Origin of the sequence: Dysgonomonas sp. PH5-45, from assembly GCF_029893235.1 — a bacterium.
In the GTDB taxonomy this organism is placed as follows: Bacteria; Bacteroidota; Bacteroidia; order Bacteroidales; family Dysgonomonadaceae; genus UBA1309.
In genome coordinates this window covers 1-21,761 of the sequence record NZ_JARXWE010000023.1, presented here as the reverse complement: position 1 = coordinate 21,761, position 21,761 = coordinate 1, and the positions used below count along the sequence as shown (strand labels likewise).

Annotated in this window: 17 protein-coding genes; 12 read left to right on the top strand and 5 right to left on the bottom strand. The window is 45.0% G+C overall.

Annotated elements, in window-relative coordinates; translation table 11 throughout:
* Positions 1-21: 21 nt before the first annotated feature.
* Positions 22-1,014: a DUF6340 family protein gene (locus tag M2132_RS08970; protein WP_280673031.1), complete on the bottom strand. Its 993-nt coding sequence runs from the start codon at positions 1,012-1,014 to the stop codon at positions 22-24.
* Positions 1,015-1,098: 84 nt separating this feature from the next.
* Positions 1,099-2,151 carry a lysylphosphatidylglycerol synthase transmembrane domain-containing protein gene (locus M2132_RS08965; RefSeq protein ID WP_280673032.1) on the bottom strand — a complete coding sequence of 351 codons (1,053 nt, stop codon included), beginning with the start codon at positions 2,149-2,151 and terminating at the stop codon, positions 1,099-1,101.
* A gap of 145 nt (positions 2,152-2,296) precedes the next feature.
* On the opposite strand from M2132_RS08965, the gene M2132_RS08960 reads away from it, so the two are divergent.
* The 6 genes from M2132_RS08960 to M2132_RS08935 all read left to right on the top strand — a co-directional run bounded on the left by M2132_RS08960 (position 2,297) and on the right by M2132_RS08935 (position 11,689).
* The gene (locus M2132_RS08960; protein ID WP_280673033.1) at positions 2,297-7,873 is read left to right on the top strand and encodes an alpha-2-macroglobulin; all 5,577 of its coding nucleotides are present in this window, start codon (positions 2,297-2,299) and stop codon (positions 7,871-7,873) included.
* A 138-nt stretch (positions 7,874-8,011) separates the two neighbouring features.
* Positions 8,012-8,932, top strand: coding sequence for an RluA family pseudouridine synthase (locus M2132_RS08955; RefSeq protein ID WP_280673034.1), 921 nt, complete (start codon positions 8,012-8,014; stop codon positions 8,930-8,932).
* Between the two features lie 9 nt (positions 8,933-8,941).
* Entirely contained in the window at positions 8,942-9,403 is a 462-nt protein-coding gene (locus M2132_RS08950; RefSeq protein WP_280673035.1) for a DUF2628 domain-containing protein, read from the top strand.
* Positions 9,404-9,484: 81 nt separating this feature from the next.
* Positions 9,485-9,877, top strand: coding sequence for a VOC family protein (locus tag M2132_RS08945; RefSeq protein WP_280673036.1), 393 nt, complete (start codon positions 9,485-9,487; stop codon positions 9,875-9,877).
* A gap of 7 nt (positions 9,878-9,884) precedes the next feature.
* A complete protein-coding gene (locus M2132_RS08940) occupies positions 9,885-10,631 on the top strand; it encodes an acyl-[acyl-carrier-protein] thioesterase (protein ID WP_280673037.1) in 747 nt (248 codons plus the stop codon).
* A gap of 131 nt (positions 10,632-10,762) precedes the next feature.
* Positions 10,763-11,689, top strand: coding sequence for a DUF4421 domain-containing protein (locus tag M2132_RS08935; protein ID WP_280698268.1), 927 nt, complete (start codon positions 10,763-10,765; stop codon positions 11,687-11,689).
* Between the two features lie 12 nt (positions 11,690-11,701).
* Here the strand turns inward: M2132_RS08935 and M2132_RS08930 are convergent, their stop codons facing one another.
* Together M2132_RS08930 and M2132_RS08925 are read right to left on the bottom strand one after the other, a co-directional pair.
* On the bottom strand, positions 11,702-12,778 hold the full coding sequence (locus M2132_RS08930) for a dipeptide epimerase (protein WP_280698267.1): 1,077 nt from the start codon (positions 12,776-12,778) through the stop codon (positions 11,702-11,704).
* On the bottom strand, positions 12,768-13,067 hold the full coding sequence (locus M2132_RS08925) for a hypothetical protein (protein ID WP_280673039.1): 300 nt from the start codon (positions 13,065-13,067) through the stop codon (positions 12,768-12,770). Before M2132_RS08925 ends, M2132_RS08930 begins: the two co-directional genes overlap by 11 nt.
* Before the next feature lie 260 nt (positions 13,068-13,327).
* Between M2132_RS08925 and trmB the strand changes: the two genes are divergently transcribed.
* The 6 genes from trmB (at position 13,328) to M2132_RS08895 (ending at position 21,367) form a co-directional block, all read left to right on the top strand.
* Positions 13,328-14,083, top strand: a complete 756-nt coding sequence (gene trmB, locus M2132_RS08920) for a tRNA (guanosine(46)-N7)-methyltransferase TrmB (RefSeq protein WP_280673046.1) — start codon at positions 13,328-13,330, stop codon at positions 14,081-14,083.
* Positions 14,084-14,122: 39 nt separating this feature from the next.
* Positions 14,123-15,238, top strand: coding sequence for an Mrp/NBP35 family ATP-binding protein (locus tag M2132_RS08915; protein ID WP_280673040.1), 1,116 nt, complete (start codon positions 14,123-14,125; stop codon positions 15,236-15,238).
* 397 nt (positions 15,239-15,635) lie between these two features.
* The gene (locus tag M2132_RS08910) at positions 15,636-16,163 is read left to right on the top strand and encodes an NUDIX domain-containing protein (protein WP_280673041.1); all 528 of its coding nucleotides are present in this window, start codon (positions 15,636-15,638) and stop codon (positions 16,161-16,163) included.
* Positions 16,164-16,188: 25 nt separating this feature from the next.
* Positions 16,189-19,197: a tetratricopeptide repeat protein gene (locus M2132_RS08905; protein WP_280673042.1), complete on the top strand. Its 3,009-nt coding sequence runs from the start codon at positions 16,189-16,191 to the stop codon at positions 19,195-19,197.
* A gap of 43 nt (positions 19,198-19,240) precedes the next feature.
* Entirely contained in the window at positions 19,241-21,001 is a 1,761-nt protein-coding gene (locus M2132_RS08900; RefSeq protein WP_280673043.1) for a hypothetical protein, read from the top strand.
* Positions 21,002-21,022: 21 nt separating this feature from the next.
* A complete protein-coding gene (locus M2132_RS08895) occupies positions 21,023-21,367 on the top strand; it encodes a hypothetical protein (RefSeq protein ID WP_280673044.1) in 345 nt (114 codons plus the stop codon).
* 90 nt (positions 21,368-21,457) lie between these two features.
* On the opposite strand, the gene M2132_RS08890 is transcribed toward M2132_RS08895, so the two are convergent.
* Positions 21,458-21,706 carry a DUF3836 domain-containing protein gene (locus M2132_RS08890; RefSeq protein ID WP_280673045.1) on the bottom strand — a complete coding sequence of 83 codons (249 nt, stop codon included), beginning with the start codon at positions 21,704-21,706 and terminating at the stop codon, positions 21,458-21,460.
* Positions 21,707-21,761: the final 55 nt, after the last annotated feature.

Genomic DNA, 21,761 nt, shown 5'->3' with positions numbered 1-21,761 from the left:
TCGTTTTTCGGTTTACCGGTATCATCTATTCTCCTGTCGATCCAGAATATCTGATTCCTTTATTCTAAATTCTAAACGTTTTGTATATGCTTCCGCCCTTTCCTTATCCAGAACTTCGTATTCGCTCAACCGGGGCTGAACCGGAAACAGCTCTGCGGCAATATTTGCCCAATAGCGGGCTTGTTCCAGATCGTCGAGCATTTCGTAAGCCAAAGCCATATTCGATGCCAGCCGAGCTTTCTTATATTCTTTTTTTTCCTTACTATAAATTTCTGCCCAAACACTTAACGCCTCCTGCCATTCGTCACCCTCTACAAAGGCTTTTGCTCTCTTCATTTGGGTTGTACCATCACTATAATACCAGCGCTCCTGCTGCTGCCAATAGGGAACAAGCTTTTTCTCCATTTGGGTTGCCATATAAACAGCCATCTCGGTCTTTGCCTCATCGAGCAGCGGCAACGAATCGCCAAGCACATCGTTATTGTTGTCCCGCCTGAATTCTATCCACCGCAGGCTATCTGATACCTGTATGGGGTTGACAATCATGTTTCCGTCTTTATGAAAAACAGACAACAAAGCATCAACCGTAAGGGTGAGGGTATTTCGGTTTAAGCCAAAAAACCTCATGTCTGCGGCAGAAGTTTCCTTAACCTCCAAGTTGTATCTGTTCAGCACAAAAAGGGCATCGGATGCGGTTTCGTTGCAAATACCCGCTATTTCATACTGGGTAGGATAAGTCTCTTTACCCATCGACAGTGTATCTTTAAATACTACAACCGAATTAAATTTTTGAGCTTCGCCCAAAAACTGCGACAGGGCATCGCACATTACCGTGCTCATGCCGGCAACACCTTCTGCGCGGGTTATATCTATAAGCGCGATATTTTCCGCACTGGTAGGAATAGTTATCTCGGCAGGTTTACGTACATCTATGTCTATATAGTTCATTGTTGTACACGATGTAGCCAACAGCAAACAGAAAAAAACACCCAGTAGATTTGTCTTAATCCTCATTTTTTTGTGTTTAATTGTGCATGAATACAAATATAAGAGATAAAAAGGTTTTCCACAATTAAAAAAAATCGCCCAACAGGCTTACTATTCTTTCTTCCCAAAAGCATCCTTCGCCCATCGGGGAACGAGTATAGAGCCAATGAAAAGATAGTTGTAATAGGTCAGCAAACGCCATATAAGAATAATAACAGGCACAAGTCCGGGTAGGGCTATAAATTCCGCTAAATATCCGTTAAAGATGACTTCGGTAAAACCACTCCCGCCGGGGGTAGGGCTCACCACCATCAGAATCCACATAACAAACTGGCGGGCAAAAACCAGAAGATTGTCCGACACGGCAAAGAAAGCCATAAAAATGGCATTCACCACTAAGTAGCGCGAACACCACGACAGGATGGTGGCAACAATAAGCGGGAACCAGTAGTTGAGGCGTTTCCCTCTGATTTCGCGCGAACTGATTATTATATCGTCGCCCGCTTTAATGGCCGCGTTGCGCCATCTGCGCAGAAATGGAAGTTTAAATATGGCAATGAGCAACCAACGGATAGCTTGCGGCTTAAAGAATAGCCCTACAATCAATCCCAAGCAGATGAATAGTTTAATCACGTAAGCAGCCATAAACAGCCCAAAAACTCCCGTTTCGATTGCCGAACCTGTTTGGAAAAGGGTTTCCGATGGAATGAACAGCAATAGTATGGGAAAAGTCACCACAAAAAACATTTCATCGAGCAGTAATGTAACAAAAACGATGGTTGTACTCTTACCTACGGGCACTTTCTCTTTCGTCAAAAACAGTATTGCCATGCTCGACCCTCCAATAGTGGAAGGGGTTATTGCCGAACCGAATTCGGCCAGAAGGGTAACCTTGACGCATTGCTTCCATGTAAGTAGTTTGTCGGTCAGGTATCGGTAGCGAATAGTGAAGCCCAAATCGCGCCCCACCATAAGCAACAAAGCCACAGCGAACCAAAGCACCATACTCCACGAGAACGACACCTGCTTCAGGCTTGCCATATTTTCGGGGCCTGTTTCCCCCAAAAAGTCTTTTGCAAACATATATACTATCACCCCAAAACCAAGTATCGTGGGGACTATGATTTTCCATTTGCTGAAAGACTGTGTAGACGCTTTTGCCATGAATTATATTATCAGAGGATATAATGAAAGACCAAAGATATAAAAACCACTCAATAAAAAGGATTAAGTAAAACTATCAAATCTCATAATTTTCATTACATTTGCTCTAATACAGCCTTTTGGCAAAACTATAATATCACTTGCTATGAAAACTATAAATAAAATAAAACTGACAACAGGACTGATGTTGCTGGTTGTCCTTTTCTTCAATTCCTGCAAAAAATCGGGCCCGGTAGAGGTCGACCCTGAGTTTGCCCGTTATATCGCGGCCTTTACCTATGGGAATATTTCGTCAACATCGAGCATACAGATAGAACTGACGCAAGACATGCCCGCCGTTGAACTGAACAAGGAAATAGACGACGAACTCTTCGAGTTTTCGCCATCCATTAAAGGGAAAGCCTACTGGGCAAGCAGCCGTAGCATTAAATTTGTGCCCGAACCCGGCGAGTTGCAACCCGGCGAACAGTATGAAGCTGTTTTTAAATTGGGGAAAGTTCTTCAGGTTGAGAAAAAATTTAAGGAGTTTAAATTCAGCTTCAGGGTTCCCCCACAGAATTATAGTGTAGAAATACTACCCTATTCGCCAACCAAAGACAATGACCTGACGTGGAACACGGTTGAAGGTACGCTTAACCTTGCCGACGAAGCCCCTATCGACAATGTTGCCAAGATGCTTTCTGTTTCGGGAGGAGACAAGACGGCTAAAATAAAAATTGCGCCTACCCCCGTCAAAGGGCGTTATAAACTGACTATCGACAGTTTGAAGCGTTACAGCAAAGACATGTCTTATACACTGAATATAAAAGGCGCGCCCATCAAAGCAAAGCGCGACACATCGCTCACCATAAAAATACCGGCATTTACAACCAAAACTTTTTCGGTGATAGATGTCCGCAGCAGTTATGACCCGCAGGAATGTATCCGCATTACATTCAGCGACCCGCTGTCGGTCAATCAGGATATTCAGGGATTGGTTGTTCCCAACGGTATAGAAAACTTCTCATACGATATTCAGAAGAATGTACTGAAACTTTATCTCGACCCTTCGTCCGAAAGCAGAACCGTAAGTCTCAAGATTTTTGAGCAATTGAAAAACATAAACGGCAAACCGCTGAATAAAACCTATTCGTACGAGCTTTCGCTAACCAAAAATAAACCCGAAATAAAGCTTTTGAATGCAGGCAATATCCTGCCCGACTCCGAGAGCCTGAACATACCCTTCCAAGCCGTAAACCTATGGGCGGTAGATGTTAAGGTGGTGAAGATATACGAGAACAACATTATGGGCTATTTGCAGTCCAACAACTTTGGGCAAGATAGCGAATTGCGCCGTTTTGGGCGGTTGATACTCAAAAAACGCATCCGTTTGGACGAAGACCCAAGCATGCGCCTTGACCAATGGAACACGTTTAACCTCGATCTGTCGAAGATGATGAAGCAAGACCCGGGAGCAATATACCGGATTGAATTTTCGATGAAAAAAGAGTATTCGCTCTATCCCTGCGATGGCATAATTCCGCAAATACCTCAAAATGCCAGCCTCGAAACCTTTAACCAGATATCGGACGAAGACGAGGCCAAGTGGGATGTTCCCGAAACATACTATTACGACCAAGGTGATATGGACTGGGACGAATATAACTGGTCGGAACGCGATAACCCCTGCAAAGACAGCTACTATATGGGTACGAGCCGTAATGTGAGCTGCGTTGTGCTTGCGTCGAACATAGGTATAGTTGCAAAAATAGGTTCCGACAAGAAGGTGCACGCCTCTCTTACCGATATACTGACCACAGAACCCCTGTCGGGCGCTACGGTCGATGTGTACAACTTCCAGATGCAACGCATTGGCAGTGGAAAGACAGACAGCGAGGGTTTTGCCTCGGTCGATTACAAGGGCGGTGTTCCGTTCGTTATAATAGCCTCGAAGGACAAGCAAAAAGGCTATCTGAAAGTAACACAAAACCTATCCCTGTCGCTCAGTAACTTTGATGTGGGTGGCAAGGAAATACAAAAAGGGCTGAAAGGATATCTTTATGGCGAACGTGGCGTATGGCGTCCGGGCGACTCTATTTATCTGACGTTTATTCTGGAAGACAGAGACAAAACCCTGCCTAAAGACCATCCCGTTACCTTAGAGTTTTATACAGCCCGGGGACAATTGTACCAGAAGTATGTACAGAACCAAAGCATCGACGGATTCTACCCCTTCAAGCTGGCAACCGATGTGAATGCCCAGACCGGAAATTGGCAGGCCGTTGTGAAAGTGGGCGGAACATCCTTCCGCAAAACAATAAGGATAGAAACCGTGAAACCCAACCGGTTGAAAGTAAGGCTGAATATTGGCGAATTGGTCAATGCCGCCCAAGGTTCGTTCGTGACATCGCTTTCTTCGCAATGGCTGCACGGTGCGCCTGCATCGAATCTGAAAGCCAAAGTAGAAATGACTCTAAGCACGGCAAGCAATCCGTTTAAAGGGTATGAGGCATATTCGTTCAACAATCCGGCAAACAAATTCCAGTCGGACACTTATACCATATACGACGGCAGGCTTGACGCGGGGGGCAATGCCACTTTCTCGGCAAAACTTCCACCGGCCGAATCTGCGCCGGGAATGCTAAGGGCTAATATCATATCGCGGGTATTTGAATCGGGCGGTGATGCCAGTTTCTACACGCAAACCGTGGCATACTCGCCATACTCGTCGTATGTGGGGGTTAAAACTCCCGCTGAAGATAAATATACAATGCTCGAAACCGACCGCGAAAACCCGATCGACATCGTTTCGTTAAGCCCGCAAGGGAAGCCTGTGAGCAAGACGGATATCAATGTGAAGGTGTACAAAATAAACTGGTCGTGGTGGTGGAGCAACAATGACGAAGATTTGTCGTCGTACGTAAACAATACCTCAACGGAGGTTATACTCAACAAAAACGTATCGACCACCAACGGCAAGGCGCGTGTAAACTTCCGTGTGAATTATCCCGATTATGGCCGTTATCTGATTTTGGTGAAAGACAACCAGAGCGGACATACCACAGGGCAAGTCGTTTACGTGGATTGGCCTTCGTGGCGGGGACGTTCGGATAAGCAAGACCCCAATGGGCTGACGATGCTGTCTTTTTCGACCGACAAGCGTACATACAACGCAGGCGAAAAAGCTACCGTTATCATTCCTAAAAGTTCGCAAGGGCGGGTTCTTATCAGTATCGAAAACGGATCGAAAGTTATTCAACGCGAATGGATAAAAACCAGCGAGAAAGAAGACACCAAATACACTTTCACGGTGACGGACGAGATGACGCCCAACTTCTACATCTTCGCTACCCTTTTACAACCGCATGCGCAGACCGTCAACGGGTTGCCTATCCGTATGTATGGAGTGCAGAATATCAATGTGGAAAACAAAAATACGGTTCTGCAACCTGTCATAAACATGCCGGCAGAGCTTCGTCCGGAAAAAGAGTTTACGGTTTCGGTATCCGAAAAGAACCGCAAAAAAATGACCTATACACTTGCCATAGTAGACGAAGGATTGCTCGATCTGACAGCCTTCCGTACACCGAATGCTTGGGCCGATTTCTATTCGCGGCAGGCGCTTGGTGTCCGCACATGGGACATGTTCGATATGGTTGTGGGCGCACATGCCGGAAAAATGGGGCCGCTGCTGAGCATCGGTGGAGACGAGGCTCTGAAGCCGTCTAACAACCCGCTCAACCGCTTCAAACCTGTGGTGAAGTATCTGGGGCCATTTACACTGGAAGCCGGATCGACCAAGAATCATAAAATAAAACTGCCTAACTACATAGGCTCGGTGCGTGTTATGGTTGTTGCCGGAACCGAGAGTGGTGCTTATGGCGCAACCGAAAAGACTGTACCTGTCAACAATCCATTGATGGTGCTTTCTACCCTACCCCGTGTGGCTGGGCCAAACGAAGATATAGTGCTGCCTGTGAATGTATTTGTAACTAAAGACAATATAAAGACCGTGACGGTAAACATAAAGACCAAGGGGCTGTTGCAACCCACCGAGGGAACAAGCCAAACGGTTACGTTTACCGGGAAAGGCGATAAGGTTGTTTACTTTAAACTGAAAGCCGGCAGCAGAACGGGAGCCGAGCAAATTTCGGTGAAAGCGACAGGCGGTGGCGAGGTGTCGTCCGAGGTAATAGATATTGAGGTGCGCAACCCCAATCCTCCTGTATTGCTTACATCGCAGGCGCTTGTTTCGTCGGGTATGACGCAAAATCTGCAAATAGCCATGGATGCCCCACAGGCAACCGACTGGGTGAAGCTCGAAGTATCGCGTATGCCTGCCGTAGACCTCAGCAAAAATCTTGCGTACCTGCTCCAGTATCCGCACGGATGTTCCGAACAGGTTACATCAAAAGCTTTCCCGTTGTTGTATGTGGGCAGGTTCACCAAATTTACCGAAAGCCAGACCCAAAAGATGAAAAACAACATCAACGAGGCTATCAAGATAATCACTGCGCGCCAGTTGAGCAATGGTGGTATCGTATATTGGCCGGGCAGTTCTTACCCCACCGAATGGGTAACTACCTATGCCGGACACTTCCTGCTGGAAGCCAAGAAGGCAGGCTATAACGTGCCCGAATCGGTTATAAGCAAGTGGGAGCAGTTCCAGAAAAAATCGGCTCAAACATGGAACCGAGGCGACCTGTATTCGTCGTACTACAACTATTCGATGAGCGACCTCCAACAGGCTTACCGTCTCTATACACTTGCCCTTGCCGGCAAAGCCGAAATGGGAGCTATGAACCGTCTGAAAGAGATGGCGGGCATATCCGTACAGGCACGCTGGCGATTAGCGGCAGCCTACGCCGTGGCAGGCAAGAAGAATGCAGCTCTTCAGCTCATATCCAAAGCCAGCGATGTTATTGAAGCCTATCCGCATAGCAATAATACGTACGGCGATGCGGCTCGCGATAAGGCCATGATAATGGAAACTTACCTGTTGCTGGGACGTACCGAAAAAGCCTTGCAACTTTCACGAAGCGTATCCGAAGGCTTGAGTTCTGATTATATCTCCACGCAAACGGCATCGTTCGGGCTGATTGCCATGTCTAAACTGGCCGAAAAGATGGGTAAGGGAGTTATTGCTTACGATTGGTCGTTAAACGGAGTGCCTCAGAGGGGTGCAAACTCCGGAGCCTTGTATCAGGAAATTGCTATCAAAGCCGGGCAAAACATAAATGTTGACTTCACAAACAAAGGGCAGGGTGAACTGTTTGTCCGTCTGGTAGGATACACCCAGCCGCTTGTGGATAACCGTCCGCCAAGTTCGGCAGGAGGGCTGAACCTCTATATCAAATACCACGACCTTGACGGGCACGACCTCGATGTTTCGTCCCTAAGGCAGGGAACGGAATTCTTTGCCACTGTTATTGTGCAGAACGTATCGGGCGAGTATTTGACCGATTTGACGCTGAACCAGATATTTGCATCGGGTTGGGAAATATTTAACGACCGCCTGATGAACAACCAGTCCGAAAATCCGGTATATACCTATCAGGATATCCGCGACGACCGTGTGTACTCTTACTTCAACCTCAGCAATGGGTATTCAACCGCATTCCGCATACGTTTGCAGGCAGCCTACTGCGGACGCTTCTATCTGCCGGCTATTACCTGCGAGGCTATGTATCAGCCCCAAGAGCAGGCACGCAGCCAAGGTATGTGGGTTGAAGTGAAACCGTAGATTATAAATATTACAGATAAATGAGAGGAAATAGCCGGGCAAGAGGATTGTCCGGCTATTTTTTCGGCATAGCTTAACGGGAGGCACATCAAAAAATCATACCTTTGAGGAATTGAAATCTATTGAGCCCAAAAGAAAATGAAGAAAGAAAACACCGAAGCTCCCCTGCAAACACTGAAAGTAGAAGAGGCGACCCCTCTTATGACTTATCTGGTTGAAAAAAAAATACGTAAGAGCCGCAATGCCATAAAATCGTTGTTTGCCCATAAGCAAATAAAGGTAAATGGGCGCACAACAACCCAGTTTGACCACCCACTTGCTGTTGGCGATGTGGTTACCATCCACAAAACAAATAAGGCCTACGATACCAAGCTGCTGAAAGGTGTAAAAATCGTTTACGAAGACGAGTTTTTGCTCGTAGTGGAAAAAGACGCCAAACTGCTGTCGGTGGCTACCGACAGGGAAAGGAGTGAAACGGCTTATAGCATCATCAACGATTATATAAAGATAAAAGCCGGGAGAGGCTCGCGGGTGTTTGTTCTTCACCGTTTAGACCGCGATGCTTCGGGACTGATGCTGTTTGCCAAAAGCGCCCAGATTCAGGAGCTGTTTCAGCGTACGTGGAACGATGCTATCATAACCCGTTCGTTTATAGCAGTGGTTCGGGGTAGAATAACACCTCCCGAAGGAACTATTATATCTTGGCTCACGGAAGATAAAAAACTGATTATGCACTCGTCCGAAACCGACAATGGCGGACAGAGGTCTGTAACGCACTATAAAACAGTGAAAAACAACCGCAAATACACAATGCTCCGTTTGGAAGCCGAAACCGGACGGAAAAACCAACTCCGTGTGCAACTGCAGTCGGTAGGCCACTCCATCGTGGGCGATCGTAAATATGGTTCAACCATCAGCCCTATAAAGCGAATGGCACTGCATGCCAACGAGTTGGTGTTCAGGCATCCTGCCACAGGCGAGATTTTGGAATTCAAATCGCCCGTTCCTGAAAACATGCAAAGGTTGGTAGAAGTAGTAAAGGTTGAAAAAGAGAAATAAAACCTGCGGATGGAAGAAGGAGAGAAAAAGCTGTACGATACTTATTTTGGCGGAGCAAAAGACTATTATTTGTCCGTGATGGAGAGGATAGATGGCGGAGCGAGGGTTATTTTCAACTTTTATGCTTTTCTGTTCGGCATACTCTGGATGCTGTACAAAAAGATGTATAAGGAAGCTATTCTCTTTATCATCCCCATGACGCTGATTACGGCAATCGTAAACAAAGGCATGATGCCAGACATGCGCAGAGACATGCTACTGAGTTTTATATTTGCTTTAGTGATGGGATTTTCGGGCAACTTATTGTATATACTGAAAGCCAAAAAAGCTGTGGCCATGGCAAAGGAACAGTGTGAGGATGAAAACAGGATGATAAGGTTTTTGTCTATCAGAGGTGGTTCTAATATACTGATACCAATCTGCTTGATATTGCTACTGGGAGGCTTGATGATGTTAACGGGAGGCTTCTGATTGTAGCTTTTAACTAAAAAATAATTTTATTATCTTAGCATTTTCTTCACTAACCGAAAGGGGATATAATCTTTTTGTACTATGAGCAGTTTGAAAAGAATACACCATGTGGCAATTATTTGTTCGGACTATGAGCGGTCGAAAGACTTTTATGTGAATAAACTTGGTATGGAAGTTATAGCCGAAACATACAGAGTCGAACGACAATCTTACAAATTGGATTTGACACTGGCAGGAGGAGGACAGATAGAACTGTTTTCTTTTCCTGAGCCGCCCCGTAGGCTTAGCTTCCCAGAGGCATGCGGATTGAGGCATCTGGCATTAGAAACAGCCGATATAGAAAAAACAATAGCAGAGCTTGAGGCGAAAGGTATAGAGGTGGAGGCCATACGGCTGGATGAACTTACCGGTTGCAGGTTTGCTTTCTTTGCCGACCCCGATGGTTTACCTTTAGAGCTATACGAAATAAAATAAGAATTACATGCACACAGAAAAGAAGATAACCCCGGTAGGTACATACCCTTATCGTATAGATGCTTACCTGACCGATTTCAGAGGGAAAGCCACCCTGCCCATGATTGGCGGTTTTATGTTGCAGGCGGCAACCCGCCATGCCGAAGAGCGCGGGTTTGGTTATTCGGCCATGACCCGTAAAAAACGGGCGTGGGTGCTGACAAGGCTGGCAATAGAAATGCGCGAATATCCGAAGAACGATACCGACATAAACTTGCGTACATGGATATTGGATGCCAATAAACTATTCACGGAGCGTTGCTTTTCGATCGAAGACAGCAGCGGGCGTGAATTGGGATTCGCGCGCTCCGTATGGGCTTCTATCGACTTAGAAACCCGCCGCCCGGCCAACGTGTTGGAGTTGGATGGTTTGGTAGAGTATAAACACGATAAGGAATGCCCGATGGGTAACGCTGTAAAGATTCCGCAACTCAAAGAGTCGGATGTTTTAGGTTCGTTTAAGGTACAGTATAGCGACATCGACATCAACAAACACCTCAACAGCATGAAGTATATAGAGCATTTTGTAGATGTATTTCCTATCGAACTGTTTGTTGAAAAAGAAATCAGTCTCTTCGAGATAAATTATCTTCACGAAGGGCGTTACGGCACTCAGCTCAACGTAATGGGCAAGGAAACGACCGAAAGCGTATATCAGCTCGAAATGAAAGAACCCGACCGTGTAATCTGTGCGGCAAGGGTAACGTGGCGGTGATGCAATCTCTATGAGATTGGCCTGCCCCGGAAGCTGTCCGTTTTCAAGAAAATCATCAAAAAGTTATAATTAAAAGCACCAATGTGCGTTATTGTTAGCAGATGCGGTATTCCATTCTATTCATATCTGTAATGTTACTGTTCTGCCAAAAAGCATTGGCCGATGTTGACAGCACATATATACAACGTTTTCCGCAGCAATTATCGGCACAGACGTACGTGGCAAAGAATTTCATTTTTTTGCACCACGATAACGAAGATTTAGGTATTAGCCGCGAGTATATGCCTAACAATCCGGTCAGTCTGGGACTGGGTGTAACATGGAAAAATTATTCGTTCAGCTTTGGCTATGGTTTCGATTTTATGCGCGATAAAAAAAAGGGGAAAACAAAATCTATTGACTTTCAATACCATTATTACGGGCGGAAATTTATTTTCGACATTTTTTATCAAGATTACAAAGGATTTTACGATGAGGTTAGCGACGAAAAATATGTCCTGTATCCCGACTTGCACCTCAAGCAGATAAGTGTGCATGCCCAGTATGTGTTCAATCATCGTAAGTTTTCTTACCGTGCGGCCTTCAACCAGAGCGAAATACAGCGCATCTCGGCCGGGAGTTTTCAGGCAGGAGGAGGTATAAATTACAGTTATATAAACAGCGATAGTACTTTGATTTTTGAAAACAACCCCAAACGCCGTATTTTGCAGGTGGGCATAAGCGGTGGATATGCTTATAACTGGGTTTTTGGCAAAGGGTTCTATTTGTCGGGCGGCATTACGGTGGGTGCTAACTTCGGGTCGGATAATATCAAGCATTCTTTTCGCAAGATAGAAGTATCGCCAACGGCGTTTCCTCGTGTTTCGGCAGGATACAACGCACGTTCTTGGTCTTTGCGTTTTTCGTTTTTGGGTAATATGATATCTTTTCAGGATATCGACAAGAAGGAGGTTAACCAACTCAATGGTAGTTTTATGATGAGCTATATTCACCGTTTCAACTCATATCCGGGGGTTATGAAAACGGTGGATAAGATAATGGACAAACTCCCTTTCTGAAACAAGTTTTGTTTACTCCTTTATCGGTTCTGCCCCGATGCCCGGCAAGCGGGTTAAAGTAATTTTTCCGTCTACAATTTTTGTTCCTGCAAAACAGTCGTTCGTGATAAGCAGATTTCCGTCTAAATCGGCAAAATCGGCTACCGGAGACAGTTGAGATGCGGCCGATATGGCACACGATGTTTCGGTCATGCAGCCAAGCATCGTTTTCATTCCGAGCTGCTTTGCCCGTTGCGCCATTTTCCACGCCTCGTTCATGCCGGTACACTTCATCAACTTTATGTTTATTCCCGTAAAAACATCTTTCAGGCGGTCTACATCGTTCAACCGTTGCACCGACTCGTCGGCGTAGATAGGCAGGGGGCTGTGCTGCGTCAGCCAAGCATTGTTCTCCAAATCTGTTTTGTCCATAGGTTGCTCAATCATAACCACACCTTTCTCTTTCAACCAGTGAATCATGTCGAGGGCTTCCTCGCGGTCTGTCCATCCTTGATTGGCATCTACTGCCAAAGGCAGATTCGTAACCGAACGGATGGTTTCGATCATCTGTTTATCGTTCTGTCCACCCAGTTTCACTTTCAGTATTTTGAACAGAGAGGCGGCTTCTTCTGTCTTTTTGCAAACAATATCGTCCGTATCTATACCTATGGTATAGGTGGTGTTTGGCGTTTGGGTTTCGTCTAACTCCCAGATACGATGCCATGGTTTACCCTCCATTTTCCCCACAAGGTCGTGCAAGGCTATATCCACAGAGGCTTTTGCGGCTGTGTTCCCTTCCGCCAAAGAGTCGACATAACGCATTATAGCTTCTATGTTGTGAGGATTGGCAAATTGTTTGAGGTTAACCCTTCGCAGAAATTGCATGACCGACTCCTGTGTTTCGCCTAGATACTGAGGCAGGGAAGCTTCGCCGTAACCAACAAAGCCTTTGTGTTCTATCTGTGTAAGAACAACGGGAGTTGTGGTACGCGAATAATTTGCAATCGTGAAAGGGTATTTCAATTGCAGGTTATAGGGCCTGAATGTCAGTTTCATTTGCAGATGGACGCTTTTTCGACCTGCTAAGATAAATATATTTTTATTCATCATTATCGGCGGTAACCAATAATTCCAGAAGATCGTCCCGGTCTTTTATATACTCCCTAAAACGCGGACAATCAACTTGTATGCGATATCCATTTGTGATGATGTACTTACTTGCAATTTCAACGAGGTTGTCTTCTACTTCTTTCACATCGAAATCACTCTTCACTTTCAGCAGACTGATAGACATAACAAAACCTGACTTAAAATCGTATTTAAGAACGCCAGCGGTTCTTTCTCCAACAATCGCTTCAAATCTGTTCTTTGCCAGATTATGTACAACAGCAATATCCATAATGCTATATTATACTAGTTGCACATTTATACATACACCAAAAGCAGAGTTAAGCTTTTGGTAAGGGGTCTTGACATGTTTTGCGTGTGCGGTGCAAATATCGCAAATAAATATCGTATTAAGTGTAAAATCGTATATATTTTCTCTTTTTTTAATTTCTTTTGCTTTGCATTGCAGTGTATATACAACACTTATTTGCCGATGTTTGGGCTTATCTCTATCTTTGCCATACAAATTTGAGATTAATTTATATTCAGGATATGGGTAAAAACAAGTTGGCTAAATTTGCCGATATGGAGGGTTTCCGCCATGTATTTCAATTCCCTTTTGCGGCTCTGAAAGAAAAAGGCTTTGATATGAAGGGCAAGTGGAACGAGCAATTTTTCGGGAACCAGAATCCGATAGTTCTTGAACTGGGTTGCGGACGGGGCGAATATACGGTAGGGTTGGCCCGGCTTTTTCCGGAGAAGAATTTTATCGGTATCGATATAAAAGGCTCACGTATGTGGGCGGGAGCAAAGCAGTCGCTTGCCGAAGGGCTGAACAATGTTGCCTTCTTGCGAACCCACATAGAGTTGGTCGACCATTTTTTTGCCGAAGGCGAGGTTTCGGAAATCTGGATAACTTTTCCCGACCCGCAAATGAACAAGGTAAACAAGCGCATGACCTCTACCCGCTTCATGCGGCTTTATAGGCGGATACTCTGTCCCGATGGGGTGATACACCTGAAGTCGGACAGTAATTTTATGTTCACATATACGGCAGCGATGGTCGAAGCAAACCACCTTCCGGTTATGTATAAAACGGAAGATTTATATAATTCGGACTTGGCCGACGATGTGTTAAAAATACAGACCTATTACGAACAACAGTGGCTATCGCGTGGTTTAACTATCAAATATCTGAAATTTGCTTGCCAAGACCGCCAAAGTTGGATTGAACCCGATATAGAAATAGAACAAGACCCTTATCGCAGTTACGGACGGAACAACACACGCCAACTGCCTAAGGAATAATTTTTTACTAAACAGAAAACAAGAAAAAATAAGATAGAAATGAGTGTAAAAGTATATCCTAAACTGATTCTCGATGCCTTGCGCAATGTTCGTTATCCCGGCACGGGCAAAGACGTTGTAGAGATGGGAATGGTATCGGAAGATATCCATATAAACGGCAATAAAGTTAGTTTTTCTTTGGTGTTCGATAAACCAAACGACCCCTTCATCAAGTCGGTTGTTAAGGCTTGCGAAACAGCCATCCTTACATTTGCCGACCCCGGTATAGACATAAAGGGGAACATCGAGGTTGTGACCAAAAAGGTAGAACCGGTGGCTCCGCCTAAGTTGCTGCCCGAAGTTAAAAATATAATAGCCGTATCGTCGGGCAAAGGGGGCGTAGGCAAGAGTACCGTGACGTCAAATCTTGCTGTGGCTTTAGCTGCCAAAGGGTATAAAGTGGGATTGCTGGATGCCGATATATTCGGACCCTCCGTACCCAAAATGTTTGGTGTGGAAGATGCCCGCCCTATGCTCGAAGCCGTTGATGGCCGGGAGTTGATTATCCCCGTAGAAAAATACGGCGTAAAGATGCTTTCCATCGGGTTCTTTGTGAATAAAGAAAGTGCCATAGTGTGGCGTGGAGCAATGGCGAGCAATGCCTTGAAGCAATTGGTAACAGATGCCGCTTGGGGCGAGCTGGATTATTTCCTGATAGACTTTCCGCCCGGCACGAGCGATATACACCTTACCCTGGTGCAAAACTTGGCCATTACGGGAGCTGTGGTGGTGAGTACCCCGCAAGAAGTAGCGCTTGCCGATGCCCGCAAGGGGATTGATATGTTTACCAACGAAAAGGTAAATGTACCTATCCTTGGCTTGGTCGAGAATATGGCATGGTTCACTCCCGCTGAATTGCCCGAAAACAAATACTATATCTTTGGCAAAGACGGGGCTAAAAATCTGGCTGAGGAAATGGGCATCGCTCTTTTAGGACAGATACCTATTGTGCAGAGCATTTGCGAAGGGGGTGACAAGGGCACTCCCGTAGCTCTGAACGAAAACACTGTAACAGGAGCTGCTTTTTCGGCCTTTGCCAACAACTTTGTGGAAGCCGTAGGCCGCCGCAACACAGATATGGCTCCTACCCAAAAGGTGGATGTCCGTTATAAATAAAGATGCTCCCTCGCCGTCCGTATGGCTTAATTTACGATAATAATATACTGGTGGTGCATTTAGAAAATTTATATCAAATAGCTTATTATAAAATATTTATAATATCCATCATTGAGTTGCCTACGCTCCTCGAACGTTGCTTCTGAATAAAGTAAAGAATCTCTGTATTTTTACTTATGATCTTTCGTTTCACTTAGGATGACAAAATGAATATATGTTATTTTTTAGACAATCGGTTTTTTTTCTAAATGCACCACAAGTTACCCTATTTTGCTTTTTCATTTTTGGGGGCTTCGTTTTGTGCCGAAACAATAAGGAGTGTTAATTCGAGAGGTATAATTCGTTAATATTGTTATATTTGTGGATTATATATTCTTAATATAAACAGACAGCACAGATGCATCCGCTTGCGCAGTTCAGGTTTTGCCCCAAGTGTGGTTCGCCCCGCTTTGTGGAAAACAATTTTAAATCAAAAAAATGTGAGGAGTGTAACTTCATTTACTACTTCAATCCCTCGTCGGCTACTGTAGCCTTTATCGTAAACCGAAACGGAGAATTACTTGTTGCCACACGGGCTTTCGACCCCGCTAAAGGAACGCTCGATATGCCGGGGGGCTTTGTAGACCTCGACGAGTCGCTCGAGGAATGCGTTGTTCGCGAAGTGGAGGAAGAAACTTCGCTAACAGTTGCCCGGGCAGAGTATCTGTTTTCTATCCCCAACAGATACGTGTATTCGGACTTCGAAGTGCAAACGGTGGATGCTTTCTTCCTTTGCAAAGTTGATGATACCGGTTCGTTTCAGGCCAAAGACGATGTGGCTAAGCTGGAGTTTGTGAAAATAAAAGACCTCGACCCCAATAAATTCGGTTTGGTATCCGTTCGTAAGGGTATAATCAGGGCTATAGACGAAGGTATTTTGAAATGACAAAAAGAAAAAATAGAGACTCTATATGATGAAGAAAAAAACAATTATAGCATTAGCCGCAGCATGTAGCCTGCAACTTGTGCACGCACAAAAACCGGTAACCAACGATTTGCCCGATAGGCTTTTCCTACAAGGGAAGGAAATGTTTATGAACGGAAACTATGTTGGTAGTCAGAATTATCTGGAAGAGTTTAAACGCGCATCGGACGATGCTGCCTTGCTTACCGAGGCCGATTATCTGCTCGTTTGCTCGGAATACTTCCAGGGGAACGAAAAAGCGGGTTTGATGCTGAAGGATTTTCTGGATGCTAACCCCGAAACTTACCATCGCGACCAGCTTTGCTTTTACATTGGCTCCACCCACTACGAACAAAAAGAATGGGCGAAAGCCGCTTTTTGGTTTTCGGATGTGGATGTAGATTACCTGCCAACCAACGAGCAGGAAGATTATGCTTTCCGCAGGGCGTATGCCGAGTTGCAGAACAGGAAGCCCGACGTTGCCCGCCAGCTTTTTGGACTTCTTTCTCAGAATAGCGAAAAATACAAAACCCCGGCCAAATTCTATTTAGCATATATCGACTTTCAGAGAGGCGATTACGATAAGGTGGTTTCTGTTTTCCGAGAATATCAGAATAATCCGCAATATGCAGAAGAAGCTACATTTTACCTCATACAGAGCGATTTCTTGAACGACCGCCTCGAAGGGGCTATCTCCGAAGGGAACGCCTATCTGAAAAAATACCCGAACAGTAAGAATGCGGTTGAGGTTCAGCGTATTTTGGGTAACGGTTATAACCGCACAGGACGGGTAGAGCTTTCTATTCAGCATTACGAGAAGTATTTGTCGCTTTTAGGAGATAAAAAACCTATCCGCGAAGATATGTTCCTGTTGGGTAGTTCTTATTCTGCCCGTAACGAAAACGCAAAGGCCGCCAATGTCCTACAAAATGTGGCATCCACAACCGACCAACTGGGGCAGGCTGCTTATCTGCTTTTAGGGCAAAACTATCTGGCCTTGAACGATAACGCAAATGCCCTAATGGCATTCGACGCGGCTTCGCGCGAGAAATATGATACCTCCGTCAGCGAAGCGGCGCTCTATAACTATGCCGTGCTGGTGCATCGCACATCGCTTTCGGTGTTCGACCAATCGGTAACCGTTCTCGAACGCTTCATAAACGAATATCCGCAATCGGCACGCAAGAAAGAAATCAACGGTTTGTTGGCTTCTACCTTCATGTCTACCAAGAACTATAAAGCGGCTTTGGAGGCTATCGGCAGAATCAAGTCGCCCGACAGCCAGATTCTTGCCGCCAAGCAATCAATCTTGTTTCAACTGGGGAATAACGATTTTGTGAACTCCAACTATTCTTCGGCATTAAACAACTTCTCGGCAAGTATCAATATGGGTAGCCACGATGCTACGGCTCGCCGTCAGGCTTACTTCTGGCGTGGAGAGACTTACTACCGTATGGGCAATTACAGTGCTGCCGCCGGCGACTACAACAGCTTTCTGTCGTCAGCACCGGTTAGCGACCCCAACCACAGTCTTGCCCTTTACAATCTGGGATATTCTCACTTCCAGCTCAAAAACTATAACTCGGCGCTTGCAAACTTTCAGAAGTATGCGGCAGCCGAAAAAGATAAAACAAAAACAACTTATGCCGATGGCCTCAACCGTTTGGGCGACTGTTATCTGTATAACCGTAATTTCTCGGCAGCCGAAAAGTCATACTCGCAAGCGGCCGCCAGTGGGCAATCGGTAGCCGACTATGCCGACTTTCAGAAAGCGTTTGTGCTGGGGCTTCAACGTAATTACACAGGTAAGATATCGGCATTGGATGCCATGATGGCAAAATACCCTGCCTCGCAGTATAAAGAAAATGCCTTGTACGAAAAAGCCCGCGCTTATGTTATGCTCAACAGAGATAACGATGCCATAAACGTTCTGGAAGGTATGCTGAAAACAAATTCACAAACAAATCTTGCTCAGCAAGCGGGAGTTTTGTTAGGGCAGTTATACTACAATCACAACAACACATCGAAGGCACTTGCCGCTTACAAACGGGTGGTTGCCGCAAACGCCAACAGCGAAGAGGCTCGCACTTCCATACAAAGCATGGAAAATATCTATAAGGAAACGAATAACGTAAACGAATATGTAGCGTACGTCAATTCGTTGGGCGGTGCGGTGGTTATATCGCCTTCCCGTCAGGATTCACTTTCTTATATGGCAGCCGAAAACGTGTTTATGAAAGGTAAGGCCGATGCTGCCAGAAGTGCTATGCAAACATATCTGCAATCGTACCCTAAAGGTGCTTTTGTGGGCGATGCCCACTTCGTTTTGGGAAGCTTGGCCTATAACCAGAAGGATAATGAAACGGCATTGCCGGAGTTTATGGAGGCAATCAAAAACAGTAATTCGCGCTACCGGAGCCAGTCGCTCGAATATGCGGCAAAACTTCAACTCGAAACCGGAAACAATCAGCAGGCATACGACCTCTACCGTCAGTTACAGCTTTCGGCCAAAAACAGCGAAGAAAAACAAACCGCGCAGGCAGGTATGCTAAAATGCGCTTCTGCCCTGAAAAAAGATAAGGAAGTGGTATCGGCAGCCGATGCCCTGCTTACGGACGTAAAACTGTTGCCCGAGGTTGCGAGCGAAGCCCGCTTCCTGCGTGCAAAAGCAAATCTGAATTTGGGACAAAAAGATAAAGCGCTTACCGATTTGCAGATTCTTGCAAAAGATACTCGCAGCGTCTACGGAGCCGAAGCACAATACCTGATAGCTGAATCGTATTACGAAGCTAAGTCGTACAATAAAGCTGAGAAACAGATACAAGATTTCATGACAGCCGGAACACCCCACCAATATTGGATGGCACGAGCCTTGATACTGCTTTCGGATATATATGCCGCTAAAGGCGATAAATTCCAAGCCCGTCAATATCTGGAAAGCTTGCAGGCAAACTATAAGACAGCCGAAGTTGATATTACGATAATGATTAACGAACGATTGGCTGCCTTGAAGTAAGGCGCTGTTTTACTGATTTCCATTTTAATTAAACAACCCGAAAATGAAGATAATATATAAATCAATACTGTTAAGCCTTTGCACCGTGGCAGGATTCTGCTTGGATGCAAATGCACAAAAAGATTCTACTCTGAACAGGCAGGTTTCTATCGAGCGAGACTATACACCCGTCATTCAGGATGCCTCAAAAATCAATACCCTGCCCGCTGTGCAGCAGTCGGCAAAGCCGAATACAAATGTGCGGTTTGCAACCGATATACCCCGCCTCAGTTTGTCGCGATATCCGGTTATGGATACCGGTGCGGCTACTATCGGCTCGCAAATAGATTACAGCAAAGACCGCGGGTATCTGGTACTGGGTGTAGGTAGCAATCTGAATCTGGATGGCCGTATAGGCTATCGTTTGCTAAACACAAAGACCGACCGTCTGGATGTTTTTGCAGGCTACAACTCGGCAAACAGTGATGTTGATTATGCCGAAAAGGAATTCTTATCGAAGAAAGAAAAAGCTAAATATTCGGATGGATTCTTCAAGGTGAAATACCAACACGATTTTGATAAGCTATCGCTCTTCGTGAACGGTAATTATCTGAATAATACTTATAATTATTATGGAAACGACTTTCCACAATATCCTTCACTATACATTCCCCGGATTGATCCGAAAGAACAACAAACTGTAAATGTATTCGGGGTGGATGCCGGGATTAAGTCTTTAGAGTCGTTGCAAGGAGTGCAATACGCAGTAGATGCCAGATACAATCATTTCAACAATAAGTATGGTTTGTTCTTGAATGAAGATGGAACTTCGGGCGGCATCCTTGACGGACACCTGTTTTTAGGGGCTTTGGTAGAAGATAAAAAAGTAGGAGTAGATGTTTGGGCTATGCACCAAACATTCGATAAGTTAGAGAGCCTTTCTATTGATGGGCTTTATGATAATCTGACAGTACTTAAAGGAAGAGCCTTCTTTGCGATGGACGGAGGCGACTGGCAGGTAAGCTTGGGCGCTAAGATAAGCTATGCCTTCGATCATAAAAATAAGTTCGCCATCGCTCCCGATGTGCAGGCCTCGTACACTTTTGCCCCCACAAGCAGGGTTTACGCCGGTGTGACGGGAGGAATCAATGAAAACAACTTTTTGCAGACACTGCAAGAGAACCGCTACTTGGCTCCTTTGGCGCGGGTAGGATATTCAAATACCCTCTACGATGCTGTGGTAGGTGTAAAATCGGGTGTTGTGCGCGGATTTGAATTCGATATTTTTGGAGGCTATAAATATACGAAAGACAATCATTTGTATGTTGGACGTACCCGTTATATGGGAACATACAGCTGGGGAAATATCCCAATGCTTGTGTATGCAAATATGGGCGAGGGTCATGTGGGCACTGCCGTTAAAACATCGCTCATTCCGTATGTTGACCTTTCGGTAAGGGCAAAGGGCTATTTCTATGATGTAAAATATGTAGACCATCCTTTCAGTTTAATCAGGACTCCTTATGTAAAAAAGGCTTGGGGCAGGCCCACATTCTCGGTAGACGTGAATGCCGAAATCCGTCCTTTCGAAAAATTGTTATTCTCACTTAACTATACTCTGCAAGGCGGACGCAAAACATATTTCGGAAAGGATGTAAAAATGAACGACATCAACGAATTGAACCTACGCGGAGAATATCAATTGCTGAAGTGGCTGGGCATCAATATCTCGTTCAATAACGTGCTGAATCAGAAATATGAAACATTTTACGGATATACTCATCAGCAATTCCACGTTATGGGCGGCGTAAGTCTGAAATTTTAAATAAGATAATATTATTGCATAATGGCACAAAAGGGTATTTCGTTCAGGGAACAGATATTATCGGAAAAAGGCATTCTTTTATGCCTGTTTGTGTATAACGCCCTACTACTCTTTTTGTGTTCGCGGATGTCGCCGCTTTATGATTTTAATGCGTGGTCGGACATAAATGTATATTTCACAATAGGCAAAGGATGGATGAATGGGCTGTTGCCATACCGCGATTTGTTCGATCATAAAGGACCTCTCATCTTTCTGATTTATGGTATTGGCTATCTGATAGCGTTTTTCTCTTCCAAACGCCCTCTAAGGGCTTTTGGGGAGGGGTTTGAAAGAAAAAAATGTATTTTGAGGTTGAGTTTCATCTGACAGTAGAAATTGTATGATCGAGTATCAACTTTAGCAAATAAAAACCTATAACGGCTTTTTAGGACTAGTCAAAAGTCTTTATGGCTTACTCTATTTGTTATTGTTTGCCTGCAAGGTCGAGTTTGTTTTGGTTGTTTGGCTTACGGTAGCATTGCTTAGCTCTTGTTTTGTAATGCCATATTCGGCTTTGAGTTCCCATTTGTATTTGAAAGGATTCCATGAGTAAACACTGCGGCCTACTACTTTGCCCGATTCATCGTAATTGTAAGTATGTTTTTTGAAAGGGTGGATAGACTCTTTTGGGGTCAGCGGATTTTCCCGGTTGATAAACCTTGTCACATATCACGAATATAGCATCGCCAGTCTGTACATAAAGAACTTAATATCTCCCACG